Raw genomic sequence first — 17,113 nt, 5'->3', positions numbered from 1 at the left:
TTACCTTTAAAGTGTTACTTATTTTAAGCTTTTTTTCTTCCTATACCCCTTTAATTTAGCAATTCCGGCCAGCCGGGCAAGTCATTCTGGCGGGGCGGATTTCCCCGACTTGCTTCGGGATAATCAAATCCGTCGATACGAGCGGAGCGAACTGGCGCAAGCAATTTCCAGTTATGTATTGTTAGCAACTGCTATTTTTCCACGCGTTCCGTTTTTCCGCTTTTTTATATAATTTTTTTAGTCGTTTTTCAATTTCCCGATATGCTTTGCGATATTGTTTTTCGGTCCATTCGGCTCCCAGACAATTCACATCTTTATCAATCATTATCAAATTCAGGGTCCGAGTCGGTTTTTCAATTTTTATTTTGTCAGTTGTCAGTCCAATCATTTGAAATTTCAAAGTGTCGTTTTCCGTTGCGCTTATTTCATAACGACCATTTCGGTCTGATATAGACTCCGCTCCACTATTTAGATTTGTAATTTTTACTCCGAATAAACAAGTCAGTTTTTCATCCACTATTTTTCCGCTCAAATTTGTTCCAATTTGAGCAAAAGTCAAATTAGAAATACCTATTAATATTATGAGCGGAATTTTTTTCATAGTTATGGTTGTTGCCAACTTGTTAGGATATGCGTAGTGGCCTTAGGTGAACGAAGAATTTAGTTGTTTTTTTACCATAGGTCTATGTTTTGGACAGGTTTATATTTAATAATGGTACATGCCCAACTCATCAAAGTCCTTTATTTCAGAAAGTTTTAGCAGCTTTTCTATTTCAATCGTATTCCAGGTTTCCTTAAAAATTTCATCACCGCCTTCAGCGTTTTCATTGGTGTTCTCTTTGGTCAATTTCTTTTTTGCTACAAAATTGATACTGGTTTCTTTCGTTATGATCGGTCCGCGATTGCTGCTGGCATCGAATCCGATCAATTCAAAATTTTCATTTTGATAGCGGAAGGTGTAGGTCCAATAGCCATACCTGCCGTGTGCATAGTGGATGAACATTTTTCCGTCCCTGATGTCAATTGATAATTCGGGAGGAAAATAAACCCCGCCATCCTCATTTTCAGACGAAAAACAGTCGTAATTTTTATCGGCAAGCCTATACCCATCTTTGCTTTTAAACAATACAATTATTCCCCGTCTATTTCTGTCGACCATTTTGTCGAAGCGGTTTTTAACCACATTATTCGTGTCCGTTTTTTTGATGAGTAGCACAAGATCCTCCTGTCCGTCTTTATTCAGGTCCCCAAAATAGGTTTCAAACTCCATATATCCTTTCGGAATAAAGTCCTTTGGCCCGCTCTCCTGTGCTCTGCCCCCAAGAATTATCAGCATAAAAACGGGTAGTATTTTTAAAATCCTGTTCATTGGGTTGCCCATTTGCAGTAGTTGGTTTTATTCGTCTATATTGATCCTATTGCCATCGGTGTTATGCGTTTTGGATTAAATCCTTTACCTTTTTAATCCCGCAGCCTAGTACAAAAATACGGGTTCGCCGGTCTTGGCTTCCGCCATAGGGAATTTTGTCGGTCACGTAGGCAACACCACGTTTTTTTAGTTCGCTTACTATTTCTTCGACTTCCTTGTCGCATTTGTACATGCCGATATAATTTCTGTTCGCATGCTCGTCGGATTTGATCTGATGTAGGGCATGTGCAACGGCTTCCTTTTCGGTGGCAAAAATTTCCAATACCTGTTTATGGCCACGCTCCGTATAAAACCATTGAAAACGGCCGCCGTTTTTTTCGAGTCCATAGCCTTCGTAAATCGCATTTCCACTAATGCTATACCCATGCATGGGGTAGCAGTTATCCTTTAGCCACTTTTCGAGTTCCGAAATGGTTTCTATATCCGTTTCCCTTTTCAAATCGCATAGCGTTTCAAATACACCTGTGTGCATTTTTATGTTATGGCGAGGACTAATGTAATGGATTTTGGGATGTTTGGGAAGCGATTTTGGTAGTTGGAGATCAAGTCTCCGCGATGTGCCGGGATGGGGTGCCCTAATGGGAATGATATATGTCATAGGGTATACCCTTGACTTTCAGTAGCTTTAGATGTAAATCCATCTAAAAACTGATAAAATGGACAAAATCAATAGCAAAACGCCCCCAAAAACCTACTGGATTTTAATACTCGTATCCGTACTTGTAGGATACCTGCTCTTCGTCGTTTTAAAAGACGAATTTAGTGTACAAAGCCTTGTCTTTTTATCGGGCATTCCCTTTTTGTTGTTTGTTGCCGGGATTTTCGGTTTGTTATGGCCCAAGATCAAACCCACTGGCGATGCGATATATATTACCCACGCCCTGTGGGTCGGGCTGCTTTTTATCGTCCTGTTCTTTATCCATGTTTGGATCATCCTACCCCGTATGTGTCCGGATTTCGGCGCATGTCTGGGGATTTAGGTCCCAGGTGAGTTTTGGGGCGCAAGGGCAACACTGCTTTTGGTATGGGCCCATGTCCAATAAAACGGTTTGGTCCCTTTTAAGATTAGCCTTGGGTGCTTGTCATGGTGTTTACCACTACAATTATATAATCTGCAATATCCGCTCTATCCTCAACAGAAAGTTTTTCCCATTCGGACTGAGAAACGGTCGTAATGGACTTAATCTCCAAACCCGGCTGAATTTTATTGATCCACCATATAATGCCTTGATCATAATTGGAATGGTAGGATCCCTGAAAATGCAATAAGAGATCGCCCTTGTTAAAATTCTTAAGTGAAAAATGGGCCATCGTGGCATCTTTGGCCGCTTGGGCCATTTGCATGTTTAACATATTGGGCGGCACATGCCCCCCCATATTACTGGCCATTTCCGCATAGGCCTTGACCGTCGGGTCGAAGTGTTTTTTTAGATCCGGCCCGATGAGTGCCTTTGCTTCGGGACTTAGTATTTCAAGGGCATCGAATCCCTTCTTACTTATCATGGATGCATAGCGCCTGGGTATGTTCGTGGCAATGAACCGCAAAGCATTCTCCTTGGCGAATTCCACCAAAGGTCTGTAATCGGTATTATAATTACTCCACAATTGGGTTATTTCCGGAATCATTTTAGATTCTGCATAGAAGCCCTGTAGGTATTCATCGAGCACCAATTGGTTTCCGCTCTCGAACATTTCGGCCCCCAAAAACAATTTTGTTCCTTTTATATCGAACAAACTTTTACCGACCTCCAGTTCCAACCAATGCGAAATAGGGTTAAAATGATATTCCCCAAAAAAGACCATATCGCCGGTGGCCAGATCTGAGATCATATGGTCATAATTTACGACCTCCCCAGTATTTTTATACAATTGGTAGGCCGGCTTGCCTTGTGCTGATCCTTTTTCCACAAAAAATAGGGCCAATAAGAGCGCTAACGTTATTATATATCTCATAGTTGTTATGTATTTAATTTATATTCTATTCCCGTTTTGATCGTAGTACAATACCTCTCCGAATTTTTCGAGCTTTCCCTTTAGTTCCGACACCTTGCCGGATATGGTTATTACGCACTTAAAGGGATCGATGTACTTCTGGGCCATTGCCTTAACATCTTCGATGCTTACATCGTAGTATTGCCTTACCTTATTCTGTAGATAATCGTCAGGTAGGCCATAAACGTCTTTCTGCATGGCAAAAGTTATATACGATATTGGGGCAATGGGGCTTAAAGACCTCGTATATTCCCCAATTAAACTGTTTTTGGCAATTTTCAGGTCCGATACGCTGACATCTTCGTTTCTTAGCCGCAGCATTTCCAAAATAATATTTTCTACGGCATAGGCCGTTTGCTCATTGCGTACATCGGTAGCTACCGATCCCGTACCCCCGGCTACCGAACTGCCCACCGAAGATCTTATGTAATAGCAAAGTCCCTTATCTTCTCTCAGGTTTTTGTATAAATAGGACAATTGGCTTTCCCCAAAAATTTTATTTAGAACTTGCAGCTTTATATCGTCTTCGAAATAGGTATAAGCGTCTCCCAAGTGCCATTTGAACGAAATTTTGGACTGTACGGCGTCGGGCACATCCTTCACCACTATTTTTCTGCTTTTAATAATTGACACTTTCTGTTCCACGGTATTTTTTTTCACGTACTCGGCACCCGCTTTCCAATCCCCAAAATAACGTGTCATCAGCGCACGGCATTCCGATTCTGAAAAATCGCCTACGATCACCACTAATGAATTGTTTGACAAAATCCGGTCGTTCTTATAATCATAAACATCCTGAACGGTCAGTCCCTTAAAATTGGGGTCTAGCCTAGTTTTGGTTTTCCCTTCCTCTTTTTTGGCCCCAAAAAGCAATGAATCGACAAGGGCATCCAAAGAGAATTTACGCAATGGCCGTGACAATGGCTTTTTGGTCTTTTTTTTACGGTCTAAAAATTCCTTATGTCTTTCACTGATAGTTTCTTTCGCGATAATAGGGTGCAACATGAGGTCTCTATACGCATCCAGTAAATCGTCTATATCTTTCTTCATCCCTTTGACCGTGCCACCATAGGTATTTACATTGATCATGGCAGGGTAGGTGTTCTCCATGGAATCTATCTCATGGTTTGGATATTTTTTAGATAGCTTGTTCGAATAGGCCGATCCCAAAACCCGTTTCTCGGCCAATCGTGTTTCTTCATCCAAGCTCGGTGATTCGATATTGACGGACATCGTAAATTTCGGATAGTCTTTTACAGGGGCCAAATACACTCGAAGTCCGTTATCCAATACTATAGGAATTAATTTTCCTATATTCAATTGTTGGGGTGTATCCGCTTCTGGGGGTACGGTTCGGTTTACTTGGGCATGGCCCAAAAAACCGCAACAAACAAATAATATAAATAGATGTAATTTTTTCATTTTATGGAATCATTCGGGATGATAACTCATGACAATGCGCCTATCGGTATCAAGATATTTTTTTGCCACACGTTGTATATCACTGCTTGTCACTTTTTCAATATCACTTATAAGGGCTCTTATATCTGAAGTGTTTTTATGTAAATGATAATAGTTGGTCACCTTGTCCGCAAAGGTCTGTGCATCGTAAAAAATATCGATATAGGTAGCAATGAATTGTTTTTTGGCCCGCTCCAACACCATAGGGTCTACAGGTCTTGTCTTTAACAGTTCAAATTGTTCGTTTATCCTTTGCAATGCATAAGCCCCGCTTTCTCTTGTTTTTACTTCGGCCTTAACGTTCAAGGTTCCTACTTTTTCCCAAAAACTTGCAGAAGCACGTAAACGATCAATAACGGTATCTTGTTTTGTTTTTAGATTGTTCTCGAAATAGGAAAAATCACTGTTTCCCGATAAAATGGAGGTTATTATTTGCATAACAGGGGCATCTGCACTGCTTTGGGACATTATAGGGTAGGCAATCTCTATAGATTCGTTCTGTAATCCCTTAACCGTTATATCCGTATGGGGGTCCGATATCGAAGGCTTTTTAAATTTTTTGGGTCTTTTAATTTTTTCTCCCTTCGGAATATCCTTAAAATAGAGACTCACCCATTTTTTGGTATCTTCTATATTGATGTTGCCCGATACGACCAAGCAGGCATTGTTGGGCACGTAAAACCTTTTAAAAAATCCGTCAAAATCTTCTAGGGAAGCCCTATCCAAATCTTCCATAGATCCAATAATATTATGCCCGTAAGTATCGTAGGTAAACAGCTCGGACATTACCTCAAAATAAGAATTGCCCAAAGGTTTGTTGTCGTACCGCATACGTTTTTCCTCCTTGACAATTTCCCGTTCGCGATCTATCCCTTTTTGGGTGATGATAGGATGAAGCATACGTTCAGATTCTACCCATAGCCCTAGTTTATATTCATGGGCGGGAAGTAACTGGTAATAGTATGTGACATCGTAATTGGTATAGGCATTACAATATCCGCCTGCATTAAAGATGATATTTTCCAACTCGCCCTGCGGTATATTTTTGGTCCCATGAAACAAAAGGTGCTCAAAAAAATGGGCAAACCCGGTTTTGTCGACATCTTCGTTTTTAGAACCCACATGGTACTTTGTACCCACGATTACGTTGGGCTCATTGACATCCTTGTGAAGGATCACATGCAAGCCGTTGGGCAAATCGTATTCTTCTATATGCACGTTATCTATCTTTTGACTCCAGGTACAAAAGGGAACCAAAAAGACTATTGAAAAAAATAATCTCTTCATTAAATAAGATTTACAAACGGTGTAAAATGGAATAAAAAAGGCTAGAAATGTAATTTTAGACCGGTGGTCAGATTTAGGTAATCATCATTTTTAGAATAGTAGTTCGAGCTGTTTTCCGATAGTTTTGCAACTTTTAAATAATTGGAAGATACTGACAGCTCTAACCTGTTCTGGTTTTTAAGTTTAAAATCGGTGCCTAGTTTTATGCCATAATTGATGGTACTTATCCCTGTGTAATCGGCAATTTTGTTTCCTATCCAATCCACAAAAATGTTGTTAGCCGCAAATGGATCGTGTTCAACATCGAGCACATGGTGATATAAAGCGGAGATATCCGCGAAAAATGCCGCTTTTTTAGAAATACCCTTGTTTAAACCTAGAGTTAACTGTGGGTCTATATACTGATAATCAAAGGTATAGGCGTAATTTAAATCGTACTGTTCCTTATTGTGATAAGTAAGGCCGAAACTAACCTTGTTAAGAAAACGGTTATAGAACAACAGGGTAGCACCCGTTGCAAGCCTGTAGCTGGTGGTCGTAAAATTTTTGGCATAAATAGCACTTGTTTCTTGCCATACCTTGCCGTCTCCCTTTAAATAACCGGCATTTAAATTAAGGGAGAAAAGGCTATTGGCCTTATACCGATTATAGAAGACTGTAAAATTTTGGTCCATAAAACGATATCTTGTTCTCTCGTCGTTCTCTTCGACATGAAGGATATTCTTGTCTATCCAGCGTTCTGTACCCAATTTTGTATCACTTTCTATTGACAGGTCCCAATTACCTTGTTTTAAAAACCATTGCAATTGTACTTCGGGTATGCTTCTTTTGGTGTCAAAACCCCTATCCAAGTTTTTTATATAAGAACCCAAACCGGTATTGAGATAATAATCGGCGGTCAGTTCCGTGTTGTTTTCGGGAAACTTGTTCGATAATTCAGAGTTTGCCTTATAGAACTCATTGCTTACAACAACACTAAATAAGTGCTTGTCGTTAAATTGATAGCTGGCGGACAACTTTCCGAGAATTTTTAAGGCTGTCAGCTCATTTCTGGTGTCGTTTTTTCTGAAATAAAAATTGGTGTCGTAGTTTAGGTAAGCCCCTAAAGTAAGTTTGGAGTTCACCTTATTGGCTCCGGCCACTTTAAAATTATAGTTTTGATGGTTCCACAAACCACTTGTTTGTTGAAAAAAATAGTAAGGCGAACCATAATCCACAATACCATAGGTCAAGTTGTTCTCTATGTCCTCTTTTCGGGTATTGAGGTATTCCAAACTACCGTACAGGGTCCAATTGGTATTTTTCAAAGCGGTCAGGGAGGCCGTTTCCAAATACAGACCGTTTTGTTTCTTGTAGTCTTGTGGATGTCTCAATGAGCCTTCTGAATACTGAAATCTCCCTTCCCCATATGAGAAATGGTAAACATTTTCATGGGCGATCAGAGAAGGGGTATCGAAGAACCTATCCTCAAACAATTGTAAGTGAAAATCCCGTTCCAAGACCGATAGGCTATCGGTGCTTTTTTTTGATTGGGAATATGTACTTGAGATTAAAAATAGTAAAGAGAATGTCATAAACATTCCCTTTACCATTGAATAACCGCTATTAGTTGTTGTACCCATATTTATCTGGAAAATTTATAGCTTCAAAATCTACCGTTGAATTGTTGGTATCCAATAAAATGGTTCTCCCAAAACGGGCTGTTGCGGTCTCGTCTATTTTTCTTCTATTGCTTAAGCCGGTATAAGAAATGGCGCCATCTTCCGTTAAAAAGGTAAAACCGGCATCTATAGCATTGGGAATACGTTTAAACTCGGCGGAAGCGGAGTTGTCTAAAATATCGACACCATCTACAACCAAATCAACAGAGATTTTCATCAATTTATAGGTTGTTGTAGACCCTGTTGCTGTATAATCCACAATTTCAGAATCACCAAAACTGGCCTCGCTACTGACCAAAACCACACTTGCGGGTAAGGACAGCCTAAAGAAATTGGTTCCTTCGAACATATAGGTATTGGTCATGTTCGGTACCGATGGGTTGTCCAATTCGAAAAATGAATTTCCGGTACGGCCTTGGGCTTCCAACCAATCGATGGAATAATGCTCCAAGGTAGCGTCCGTATTGTCCAATTCACCATCCGGATTTGCACTTCCCTCCTTAAAGTTAATGGCGTTCAAGGCTATTACGATGCTCTGTCCGGAAGCCACGGGGTAGTCTGTACCTGAACCGGGTATTTGGCTCATTACATCGGTATATACATAGTCGGTATCTGTCAAGATGCTATATAACGGCGTATCGCCCGATGCACCCGAACCTCCGAATACGTTGGCAATGTACATTCCATCGGCATATAATGTTTCGGATGAGTTATTGAAAATTTCTATAAACGAATCCTTCAGTAAGGTGATATACCCCGATCCGGCGGTGTATACTTCCTTGATTACCAGACCTGCGTTAAAGTTGGTTGCATTAACTTCTAAAGTGGTCTGCGTTGTTTCTTGGATGGCAACGGAAACATTATTGGCCGTACCGCTTAATTGATAATCGTCAGTGGTACTGGTAGCGACTATGTTATAAGTGCCTACGGAAATATTTGAAAATGTCACAGCACCGGTTGCATCGGTCGTTAGGTTCAAGGTTGCATTATCCACCGTATTCGTAATACTGACATCGACCCCTTCTAGGGAGATATCGCTAAGGCCGGCCGCCAATTCCAATTGTACTTGTAGGTTACCTAAATTCGCTACACTGTCATCATCACTACTACAACCCACCAAGGTTGCTGCGAACAATACGATTGCTATTATTGATTTTGTCACACCTGTTTTTCTTAAAATGTTTGATTTCATGTTATTTGTTGGATTTATTATGGATTAGTATCGTGGCATTGAACCCCACCGATAATTTGCTGTTCAAAGTTGCTCTATTGCCCAGGTAATCGTATGTGGGATTGTACCAGGGAGCATTGATCGCAAAAAAGCTGAACGAATGTCCCTGTTTGGTTTCTTTTCGAATTTGCAGGTTAAAATTGCTGTAGAAGGGTGTGCCGACAGTGGTATAGGTATTGTCGTCTTTTTTTAGATCGGCAAACTCGGGGTCGGCCCTGTTTTCTTTAGGGATCTCAATGTAATTTCCATCCGCATCGTAGTAGGCAAATGGGTATAGGCTTGCTCCGATATATTTGCTGTTTTCCTTAAAATTCAATTCGGCCGAAAGCGTTAATACAAATCGCAAAGAGGGTATATGCTGGATCAAGGTCAACGTACCAAAGCTTCTTACGGCTTCGATCATTGCATTTTCGTAAACCCCATAACGCACCGAATTGTCTCCGACGACATAGGCCGATTTGTTAATATTATACCCCTTATCGGTTACCAAGCTTTTTAAATAACTATACCTAAAATTGAACTCTGTATTGGTCGCTTTTATCCGTTCCGGATTCAGGGTGACCTCAATACCATCGGTAGACTCGTAGTAGTTGTTTTTCATAACACTGATCGTTCTGGGAATGTTATAAACTTCGCCCGTGGGTTCTACCGTTGGCTGCTGTCCTGCGGGTGCATCTACTACTTCATAAAGGGCCTTTGGCAACAATAACAGCTCATCCGTTACATTTATACCTCTGCGTAGGTCTTTTTTGAAATAGGTGACGTTCAAATTCATAAAAGAAGGGGACCAGTCGAAACCAATTTCTTTTACATCCGAATAATTGGGTTTTAAATGCTCGTTCGTCGGTTGGTAGATATAAGTGGTAACCACGGCCAAACGTTCGTCCGGATTTTCCGCGTAGTATTGGTAGTTGATATAATCGATGTAAGATCGACCGGGATATAACTGGATCATGGCCGGGGCCTTATAAGAAACGCCCCAGGCAGCCCTACCCGTAATCGTGTTGTGTTTGGTAGAAAAAGACATTCGTGGCGATACCAAATTGTAACGCTCCAGCATATTGTCGTACCTCAATCCTAGATTTAGTTGCTGGTTGGAATTTTCGGCCTTTCTTTTGATAATGGTTTGATGGTAGGCCGAAAAGGTCTTCGATGCGGGTATTTTCTCAAAAGAGGCAGACCTACTACCCACTACATCCTGGGTATGGGCGATATTACCCGTTGCAACCCTGCCACTGCCCGTATTATCATCAAAGGTATACTGCAAACCGGTCTCAAAATTAAAATCCAAATTTTGAAGGCTTAGGTTTTGGGTAGCGTCGAGCCTGGCATTTAAATTTACCGGTCTTCCCTTGATGTCCCTGGTCTGGTTAAAGGTAGAGGGGGAAAAGGTGGTGGTATATGTGCCACTTTCCAAAGATTCTATAATAGGAAAGGGGCCGTTGGTCACAAAAGTATCGTAATAAGAATGTTGGTTTACGATGCTACCGTTCAGGTTATAGTCTACTTTTCCCAGCAAGGACGATTTAAAGTTCCCTGAGAGCGTTGCCTGATAAGAGGTACTTTTTACATCGGCCTCATTCTTATAAACCTCTTCCGGTTCGTGGCGGTTACCGTCATCGGAATGATTGATTCTTATGGATGTAAAATGGTTCCAGTCCAGGTTTTCGAAAACGGGCAACTTCCATCGCAGACCCAGATTGAAGCTTTGGTAGAACAATTTGCGCTCGGTTGGGGAGCCCGATGAATAGGCATATGAAAAATCGGAATTTAAGATGCCGTACTTGTTAAGCTCATATCCTTTTGCAAGGGATGCCTGGTAGTTCGTAGAGGAAACGTTCGCAGAAACGAGGTAGGGAGATTTACCGACCTTGCTTTTCACTAATATGCCCCCGGAAGATATATTCCCATATTTAGGGGACGCGACACCCGAAATGACCTCCACCGATTCGACATTGGCCAAGGAGACACTTCTTAAATCGACACCCCCGGCAACGACCGATTTTCCACCATATAAAGACCCCGAATTCTGTGCTTGCATATTCGCATCGGTACTAATTGCCGCACCGTCCAAAATAATGGCCGTACCAAAGGCATTTACCTTGGAGGCGGTTGCACTACGCAGGTTAGCTTGTTTTGTCGATGTCAGGTCTGTTGCTTCAATTTTATTGCCCGGTAACAAACTAAGGACATCCGATAAGTTCATGGCCTGTACCTGCTTTATGGCCTGGCTTCCTATTTTATAGGTAGAGGTACCCTCCCTACTAACCGTCTTTTTGGCAGTAACGACGATCTCATCTAAATTTAAGAGGTCTTCCTTTAACGTTATTACGACATTCGATAGGTCGGGAAGGGTAGAAATATCGACCTTCTCTGTTTTAAACCCTATAAGGCTCAACTCTAGCTCAAAGTTGGTATGGGGCAACTCCAAGGAGAACTCGCCATCCATATTCGTGAACGTCCCGATATTCAAATCCCTGACGATGACGTTGACATAGGATAGGGGATTTTGGTCGGCATCAATGACCCGCCCTCTGATCGCAATCGCTTCATTTTTTCTTTTCCGTACGGCCTTTTCCTTTTTTACTTCAACTTTCTCCTTGATGATAATGATGTTGTCGTCGGTCAATGTGATATCGACATTCCCGCCCGAGAGGGCCAAGTGCAAGAGTTTGTCCAGTTTTATGCTTCCTTTTTGCAAGTGTACCTTTGGGTAGGAAGCGAAGAGGTTTTTAGGGTAGATGAACATAAAGTCGCTCGCCTGCTCCTTGATCATCTTAAAGACCGTATCAACGGTAACGATTTGATCCTCCGCAATCTTTATTTCGGCATTTTGGGAGCGCACAGGACCAAAACTGAACAAGGTTGCACAAAACAAGAATATAAATATTCGCATAATACAGTTTAGCACACCTTTGGTCCATAGCCAGGTGGCACCAATTAATTTAAATTTCATTAATTTGTAACCTATTAATTGATTAAACTTGATTAATACCTTTTTGGAGAAATAGTGTTGAATTTGACCGTTTGAACTATTTCTCCTTTTTTTTATAGGATGGTATTCCCATCCCTTATTTTATGATGACCGATTTGTTGTTGATTTCAAATGCATTGATAATGTTCGCTTTTTGAAAAATGGACAGTATGGTTTCTATGCTGTAATTCTTTTTTAATACTCCGACAAACCTTTCCGATTCCAGATTTTTCTCCTCGAAGGCAACATCGATGTCGTACCACCTCGAGAGTACGGTCATGATGTCTTTCAATGATTTGTCGTCAAAACTGAAGATGCCCTCTTTCCAAGCGATTTCATTATATACGTCTACCTGGCTTACATCTATGGTACGGTTGGCCGTATTCAATTGGGATTGTTGGTTCGGGACAAGGTCTTGGACAAGTTCTTGGGTCCGTACCTTTACCTGGCCCTCTACCAGGGTAGTATACACGGTAACCTCGTCTTTATAGGCCTTAATATTAAATTCGGTACCCAAGACCTCCACCGATTGCGCTCTGTTGATCACTTCAAATTTTGCGCCCTTGTGCATCGTGCTTGGAGAAACATCAAAATAGGCTTCCCCATACAAAAGTTCCACCACACGGGGTTCGCCTACCTTGAACCGTACCGGGTATTTAAGCTTCGAGTCGGAATTCAACCAAACGTGCGTACCATCGGATAGGGTCAGCTGAAATTGCCCTCCGCGTGGGACTGTCAAAAAGTTATAGGCGATCTCCTTAACGGTCGACTCGGGGTCAGAAGCCTCGTTGTACACAATATTTTCGCCATCGGATTGTACGTTTTCAGCGGTATAGGGTACATCCTTGTCCAAGTTCACCTCTTCTCCGGTTTCCAAGGTCAATATGGCCTTGTCGTCTCCCGGTACTATCTGGTTGTTTACAATAATGGGATCGGCCATATCGGTCGCCGAAAAACCGCCTTTTGAAACAAAAATGGTCGTACATATACCCAATACAATGGCTGCTGCCGCCGCATAGGGCCAGTAGTTCGTTTTTTGGGGAAGGGCCAGATTTGATTGTATTTTTTCCCAATCCGCCTTACGGTCGATCTGTGCTTTGAGATGTAATCGCGAAGCTATTTCAGATTCGTCGGTAAGCCTGTTGATGATTTCCTCCTTCTCGTCATCGGAAAACAGTTCGGAAGAATCCAAAGCCTCTGGTTTCTCGTCCTTTAGCAATGAAGCAGCGATCTGCTTTGACAACGATAAAATTTTAGTCAGGTTTAGCATATAGAAGAACTACCGTTTACATCCAAGACGACAAAATCGTGTGGGGGGGTTAAAAAAAATTAATGTTTTTTTAACCCAGAGGCGAAATACGTGAATTTATCGAGCCATAAAGGCCGGATCGGGAGGAGGGTCAGGCGGTATAATCGAAGACAAAGGCCATCAAAACGAAGTAATCCTTTAACAAGGGCCTTAGCTTTTTGTAGGCAATTTTCTTTTGGGCCTTAACGGTATTCAGGGAAATGCCTAGGTGCTGCGCTATCTCCGGATTGGTGAGTCCGCCGATACTTAGGCGTATGATCTGGGCGCACTTTTTGGGCAAGGTGTCAATGGCCGTCTCGATTCGGGTAGAAACCTCTTCGATAACGACCTCCTTTAAATAAAAAGAATCGCGGGTTAACTCATCCATATCCTCGACGGACATATTTTCCGTTGATCGGAACCGTTTGCTCTTTAACAGGTCGAAACATTTGTTCTTAACCGCCATATACATATACGATTTTACGGTGGCCTCGTTCCTGAATCCGACCTTGTCTTCCCAAACCTTTATAAAAACCTCTTGTACCAAGTCTTTTGCCAGGTCGAGGTCATGGACATAATTTCGGGCAAATAAACACAGGGAAACATATAATGAATCGTAGACATCCTTATAAGTCTTTAAGGATAAGTTATATACGTTTTTTGTGTGGGACAAAGGGATGTATAGTGAAAATGAAGCGCCAAAAGTACCAAAAAAAGTAACAAAACCGGGTAAGGCCCTTAAGCTTTAACGTTCTTTTATATAGGGCTTTGAGAGGCCTGAAAACACCCGTTTTAATGGCTGATCGGTGTTTTTTGGGGAGGGGAGATGAGGACTTGCCAAGAACTGCGGCCATAAATCGACAATGTGGTAAAAAAAGGGGGGTAAAGAAGGGAAATACAAGCTATTCGCCCCATAATCCGAATTAAAACCTTGCCGATTGTTTTAATTGTTCGACACCGACATGGAACAAGGAGACTATGCTCCCCTTAGAATTTATTCCGATTTCGGATCGGTATCGATCAAGCCCAGATAAATGGCGTGCTTGGTAAGGCCTGCAAGGTTTTTGGCGTCCAGTTTCAACAATAAATTTTTACGGTAGGTCTCTACCGTGTGCTTGCTTATATAGAGCTTATCGGCAATTTCCTTGGTGGTGTATTCGCGGGCTATGAGTTCCAAAACCTGCAATTCCCGTGAGCTCAAGGGCGTTTCCTTGGTTTCCTGCTCCGTAAAAAAGCTATCCTTATAGACTTTAAGTATGGTGTCGGAGAAATAGTTTTTGCCTGATAGGATAGTGTCTACGGCTTTCAACAGTTCGGCCTTTGAGGCGTTTTTCTGCACATAGCCATTTACCCCGTTTTGCTTTAATTGATGAAACATATTGGCGTTGCTGTGCATACTTACCATGAGCATCCTTACTTGGGGAAATTCCTTCTTAATGCCGGTACTCAAGGCGATGCCGTCCATTTCGGGCATGGATATATCGGAAATAATCAAATCGATATCCTTGGTATGCCTTAAAAATTGAAGGACCATTTTCGGCTTGTCGGTCTTTAGGACAATGTCGATGTTGGGGATGTCTTCAAAAATACTCGTTAAACCATCAATGAACATCTTGTGGTCGTCGACGATAATTATCTTATGTGGCATGTAGTTGTTCTTTAATGGGTATGACAATATTTACCAGGGTGCCGTGGTTCTGCTTTGCATCTATGGTTACCGCTCCACCAAGGCTATCGATGCGCTCGTTGATATTTCTCAGACCGATGCCTTCTGTTTTTTCCCCATAATCAAATCCCTTTCCGTCATCCTCATATAAGAGATTGACCATGTCGCTGTGCCCGTTTAGTTGTATTTCAATGGACGAGGCCTTGGCGTGTTTAACGGTATTGTTGACCAGTTCTTGAATTATTTTATAAAGATTGGTCTGAACCGTATTGCTTGCCCCGTTGATCAGGCCTTCATTGAAAAAGGAAGTATTGATGTTTACCTGCGTGGAATCGGCTATCTTTTTAAGGTAGTTTTTGATTACCCCTGTAAACTTCCCGTTTTCAATTTTTCGGGAAAGTAGGTCGTGTGAAATATGGCGCACTTGGTTATACGTCTCGTCCAGATGCTGAACGATACCTGATAGTTTTGGTTCTTTCGATGACAGATGGTCCAGTTGCAGTTTGATCCCGGCCAGACTTCCTCCAACGGCATCGTGCAATTCTTGGGCGATACGCTTTCTTTCCTTTTCCTGTCCCTCTATCGAGGCTTTTATGCTTTTCAGTTCCTGTTCCTTTTTGAGGTTCGAAATTTGCTTGGCGTTCAATTCCTCCTGTTTTTTGGCCAAAGCCCTTTGGGTCCTTAATTTTTGGTAATACACTACGAGTAGAATACCCAAGGGAATACTGAACACGATGAAGCCTATGAGGTAGGCATTTTTTAGTTGTTGCGATTTACTGGCCTCGGCCTCGGCAAGTTCCCTGCTCTTTTTTAACAGGATTATTTTGTTTTCGTTCTCACTTCTGTCTTTTTGTAGTTGAAGAATGGTGTTTTGGTGTTGTGAGGCCTCAAGCTCCTTTTCAAGGTTTAAGGCTTTTAGGGCCTTTTCCTTTTGCGAAATTTCCAATTCGTTCTTTTTTCCTTGAAGTTTTAGAAATTCGATTTCCCGTTGTTTCTCCTTGGTCTCATAGGCAATCTTTAATTCTTCGAACTGTTTGTTTTTTTCGATATTGAAGACACTGTCCCTAAGGGCCCCGGCTTTTTTTAGGTAGGTAAGGCTTTTTTCATAATTGCCCATGTTTTCATAGACCGAGGCATAGGTGTCGTATAAGTTCAATTGGTAGTTGATCGAAGGCTCCTTATTTAAAAAAACGGTCGCTTGATCCAAATAGGGCAGGGCCTTAAAGCCTTGCTTAGTCTTGTTATAGGCGATGGCCAGATGCAACAAGGATGATGTAGTAAGTAGTTGGGCGCCAATTTCCTCTGAAAGGGCTATGGTTTTTTCATAATATTCTATGGCCTTTTTGTAGTTGCCGTCTTCAAAGAATATTTTGGCGTAACCGATATAGATATGGCATAAGGCCATGTTGTCCTTGTTTTTTAAGGCCAGCTTTTCGGCCTTATCGTATTCTTGTTTTGCTTTCTGGCTTCTATTCGTCTTTAGGTAGACCTCACCGAGATTAATGTACTTGCCCAACTGTAAATGCTCGTTCAAATATTGATCGGTGGTCTGGTGGAAGTATTTTTCAGCCTCCGTATAATTCTTTTTGTCTAGTAATAAGACGCCTATTTGGTGGAGTACGGTGGCCTTGCTTCTTGCGGAGTAATTTTCGGAAAAAACCAGGGCCTTTTGATAGTTTTTCATGGCGAGCAATGATTTTCCCTTGCCTTTGTAGACGTCTCCCAAAACCCGATAATTATTGGCGTGAAATTTAATTTTGGTTTTTTCGTCGCAGGTTTCGATCAAGGGGATGTTTTCCTCTAAAACGGCGACGGCTTCCGAAAGGTTACCTTGGCTGTTCAGGGCAACTCCTTTTGCAAACTTGATCTGTATGAGCAGTTCCTTTGCGGGATGTAGCGATGCAGCGGAATCCAGGACCTTTATTCCCTCGTCATAGTTTTGTTGCCGGTCGATCAGCACTAGTCCCTTCTTGAACAAGTGCAAGGCTTCCCCAGGTTCTTGTGACCAACAGATTTGTACAAGAAAAAGGGAAACAAGAAATAAGCCTATATTTTTATACCGGGGCAACAAGAATTGGGAGGGTTGTTTTTTTATTTCATCTTTTTTAAATAAAACACTAAAAT

Annotated in this window: 14 protein-coding genes; 1 reads left to right on the top strand and 13 read right to left on the bottom strand. The window is 41.7% G+C overall.

Annotated elements, in window-relative coordinates; genetic code table 11:
• Nucleotides 1–181: 181 nt before the first annotated feature.
• The 3 genes from BUB37_RS05875 to BUB37_RS05865 form a co-directional block, all read right to left on the bottom strand.
• Nucleotides 182–601, bottom strand: coding sequence for a carboxypeptidase-like regulatory domain-containing protein (locus tag BUB37_RS05875; protein WP_072990258.1), 420 nt, complete (start codon nucleotides 599–601; stop codon nucleotides 182–184).
• Between the two features lie 105 nt (nucleotides 602–706).
• The gene (locus BUB37_RS05870; protein WP_072992559.1) at nucleotides 707–1,369 is read right to left on the bottom strand and encodes a hypothetical protein; all 663 of its coding nucleotides are present in this window, start codon (nucleotides 1,367–1,369) and stop codon (nucleotides 707–709) included.
• Between the two features lie 61 nt (nucleotides 1,370–1,430).
• Complete coding sequence (locus BUB37_RS05865; RefSeq protein ID WP_139278076.1) at nucleotides 1,431–1,901, bottom strand: hypothetical protein; 471 nt, start codon at nucleotides 1,899–1,901, stop codon at nucleotides 1,431–1,433.
• Between the two features lie 184 nt (nucleotides 1,902–2,085).
• On the opposite strand from BUB37_RS05865, the gene BUB37_RS05860 reads away from it, so the two are divergent.
• Nucleotides 2,086–2,409: a hypothetical protein gene (locus BUB37_RS05860; protein ID WP_072990256.1), complete on the top strand. Its 324-nt coding sequence runs from the start codon at nucleotides 2,086–2,088 to the stop codon at nucleotides 2,407–2,409.
• Between the two features lie 85 nt (nucleotides 2,410–2,494).
• On the opposite strand, the gene BUB37_RS05855 is transcribed toward BUB37_RS05860, so the two are convergent.
• The 10 genes from BUB37_RS05855 to BUB37_RS05810 form a co-directional block, all read right to left on the bottom strand.
• Complete coding sequence (locus BUB37_RS05855) at nucleotides 2,495–3,382, bottom strand: ChaN family lipoprotein (protein WP_072990254.1); 888 nt, start codon at nucleotides 3,380–3,382, stop codon at nucleotides 2,495–2,497.
• Nucleotides 3,383–3,400: 18 nt separating this feature from the next.
• Nucleotides 3,401–4,843 (bottom strand): M16 family metallopeptidase, encoded by a 1,443-nt coding sequence (locus tag BUB37_RS05850; protein WP_094766574.1) that lies wholly within the window; start codon nucleotides 4,841–4,843, stop codon nucleotides 3,401–3,403.
• Nucleotides 4,844–4,852: 9 nt separating this feature from the next.
• Nucleotides 4,853–6,169, bottom strand: coding sequence for a M16 family metallopeptidase (locus tag BUB37_RS05845; protein WP_072990233.1), 1,317 nt, complete (start codon nucleotides 6,167–6,169; stop codon nucleotides 4,853–4,855).
• Between the two features lie 41 nt (nucleotides 6,170–6,210).
• Nucleotides 6,211–7,743 (bottom strand): DUF6850 family outer membrane beta-barrel protein, encoded by a 1,533-nt coding sequence (locus tag BUB37_RS05840; protein WP_139278075.1) that lies wholly within the window; start codon nucleotides 7,741–7,743, stop codon nucleotides 6,211–6,213.
• A 31-nt stretch (nucleotides 7,744–7,774) separates the two neighbouring features.
• Complete coding sequence (locus BUB37_RS05835) at nucleotides 7,775–8,992, bottom strand: DUF4876 domain-containing protein (protein ID WP_170863120.1); 1,218 nt, start codon at nucleotides 8,990–8,992, stop codon at nucleotides 7,775–7,777.
• A 31-nt stretch (nucleotides 8,993–9,023) separates the two neighbouring features.
• Nucleotides 9,024–11,957, bottom strand: coding sequence for a TonB-dependent receptor (locus tag BUB37_RS05830; protein ID WP_170863119.1), 2,934 nt, complete (start codon nucleotides 11,955–11,957; stop codon nucleotides 9,024–9,026).
• Nucleotides 11,958–12,132: 175 nt separating this feature from the next.
• Complete coding sequence (locus BUB37_RS05825; protein WP_170863118.1) at nucleotides 12,133–13,278, bottom strand: FecR family protein; 1,146 nt, start codon at nucleotides 13,276–13,278, stop codon at nucleotides 12,133–12,135.
• 157 nt (nucleotides 13,279–13,435) lie between these two features.
• On the bottom strand, nucleotides 13,436–13,996 hold the full coding sequence (locus BUB37_RS05820) for an RNA polymerase sigma-70 factor (protein ID WP_072990218.1): 561 nt from the start codon (nucleotides 13,994–13,996) through the stop codon (nucleotides 13,436–13,438).
• 321 nt (nucleotides 13,997–14,317) lie between these two features.
• Nucleotides 14,318–14,971 carry a response regulator gene (locus BUB37_RS05815; protein WP_072990216.1) on the bottom strand — a complete coding sequence of 218 codons (654 nt, stop codon included), beginning with the start codon at nucleotides 14,969–14,971 and terminating at the stop codon, nucleotides 14,318–14,320.
• Nucleotides 14,961–16,973, bottom strand: a complete 2,013-nt coding sequence (locus BUB37_RS05810; protein ID WP_170863117.1) for a tetratricopeptide repeat-containing sensor histidine kinase — start codon at nucleotides 16,971–16,973, stop codon at nucleotides 14,961–14,963. The genes BUB37_RS05815 and BUB37_RS05810 overlap by 11 nt, the downstream gene beginning before the upstream one ends.
• Between the last annotated feature and the right edge of the window lie 140 nt (nucleotides 16,974–17,113).

Origin of the sequence: Pseudozobellia thermophila (assembly GCF_900141855.1) — a bacterium.
GTDB classification, from domain to species: domain Bacteria; phylum Bacteroidota; class Bacteroidia; order Flavobacteriales; family Flavobacteriaceae; genus Pseudozobellia; species Pseudozobellia thermophila.
The sequence above is the reverse complement of the archived record's forward strand: the minus strand, read 5'-3'. Positions and strand labels throughout refer to the sequence as shown.

What these genes read in the sequence shown, in the direction of transcription:
- BUB37_RS05840 (WP_139278075.1), bottom strand. Translation starts at nt 7,743, where the DNA reads ATGACATTCTCTTTACTATTTTTAATCTCAAGTACATATTCCCAATCA.
- BUB37_RS05845 (WP_072990233.1), bottom strand. Translation starts at nt 6,169, where the DNA reads ATGAAGAGATTATTTTTTTCAATAGTCTTTTTGGTTCCCTTTTGTACC.
- BUB37_RS05860 (WP_072990256.1), top strand. Translation starts at nt 2,086, where the DNA reads ATGGACAAAATCAATAGCAAAACGCCCCCAAAAACCTACTGGATTTTA.
- BUB37_RS05870 (WP_072992559.1), bottom strand. Translation starts at nt 1,369, where the DNA reads ATGAACAGGATTTTAAAAATACTACCCGTTTTTATGCTGATAATTCTT.
- BUB37_RS05815 (WP_072990216.1), bottom strand. Translation starts at nt 14,971, where the DNA reads ATGCCACATAAGATAATTATCGTCGACGACCACAAGATGTTCATTGAT.
- BUB37_RS05855 (WP_072990254.1), bottom strand. Translation starts at nt 3,382, where the DNA reads ATGAGATATATAATAACGTTAGCGCTCTTATTGGCCCTATTTTTTGTG.
- BUB37_RS05850 (WP_094766574.1), bottom strand. Translation starts at nt 4,843, where the DNA reads ATGAAAAAATTACATCTATTTATATTATTTGTTTGTTGCGGTTTTTTG.
- BUB37_RS05830 (WP_170863119.1), bottom strand. Translation starts at nt 11,957, where the DNA reads ATGCGAATATTTATATTCTTGTTTTGTGCAACCTTGTTCAGTTTTGGT.
- BUB37_RS05865 (WP_139278076.1), bottom strand. Translation starts at nt 1,901, where the DNA reads ATGCACACAGGTGTATTTGAAACGCTATGCGATTTGAAAAGGGAAACG.
- BUB37_RS05875 (WP_072990258.1), bottom strand. Translation starts at nt 601, where the DNA reads ATGAAAAAAATTCCGCTCATAATATTAATAGGTATTTCTAATTTGACT.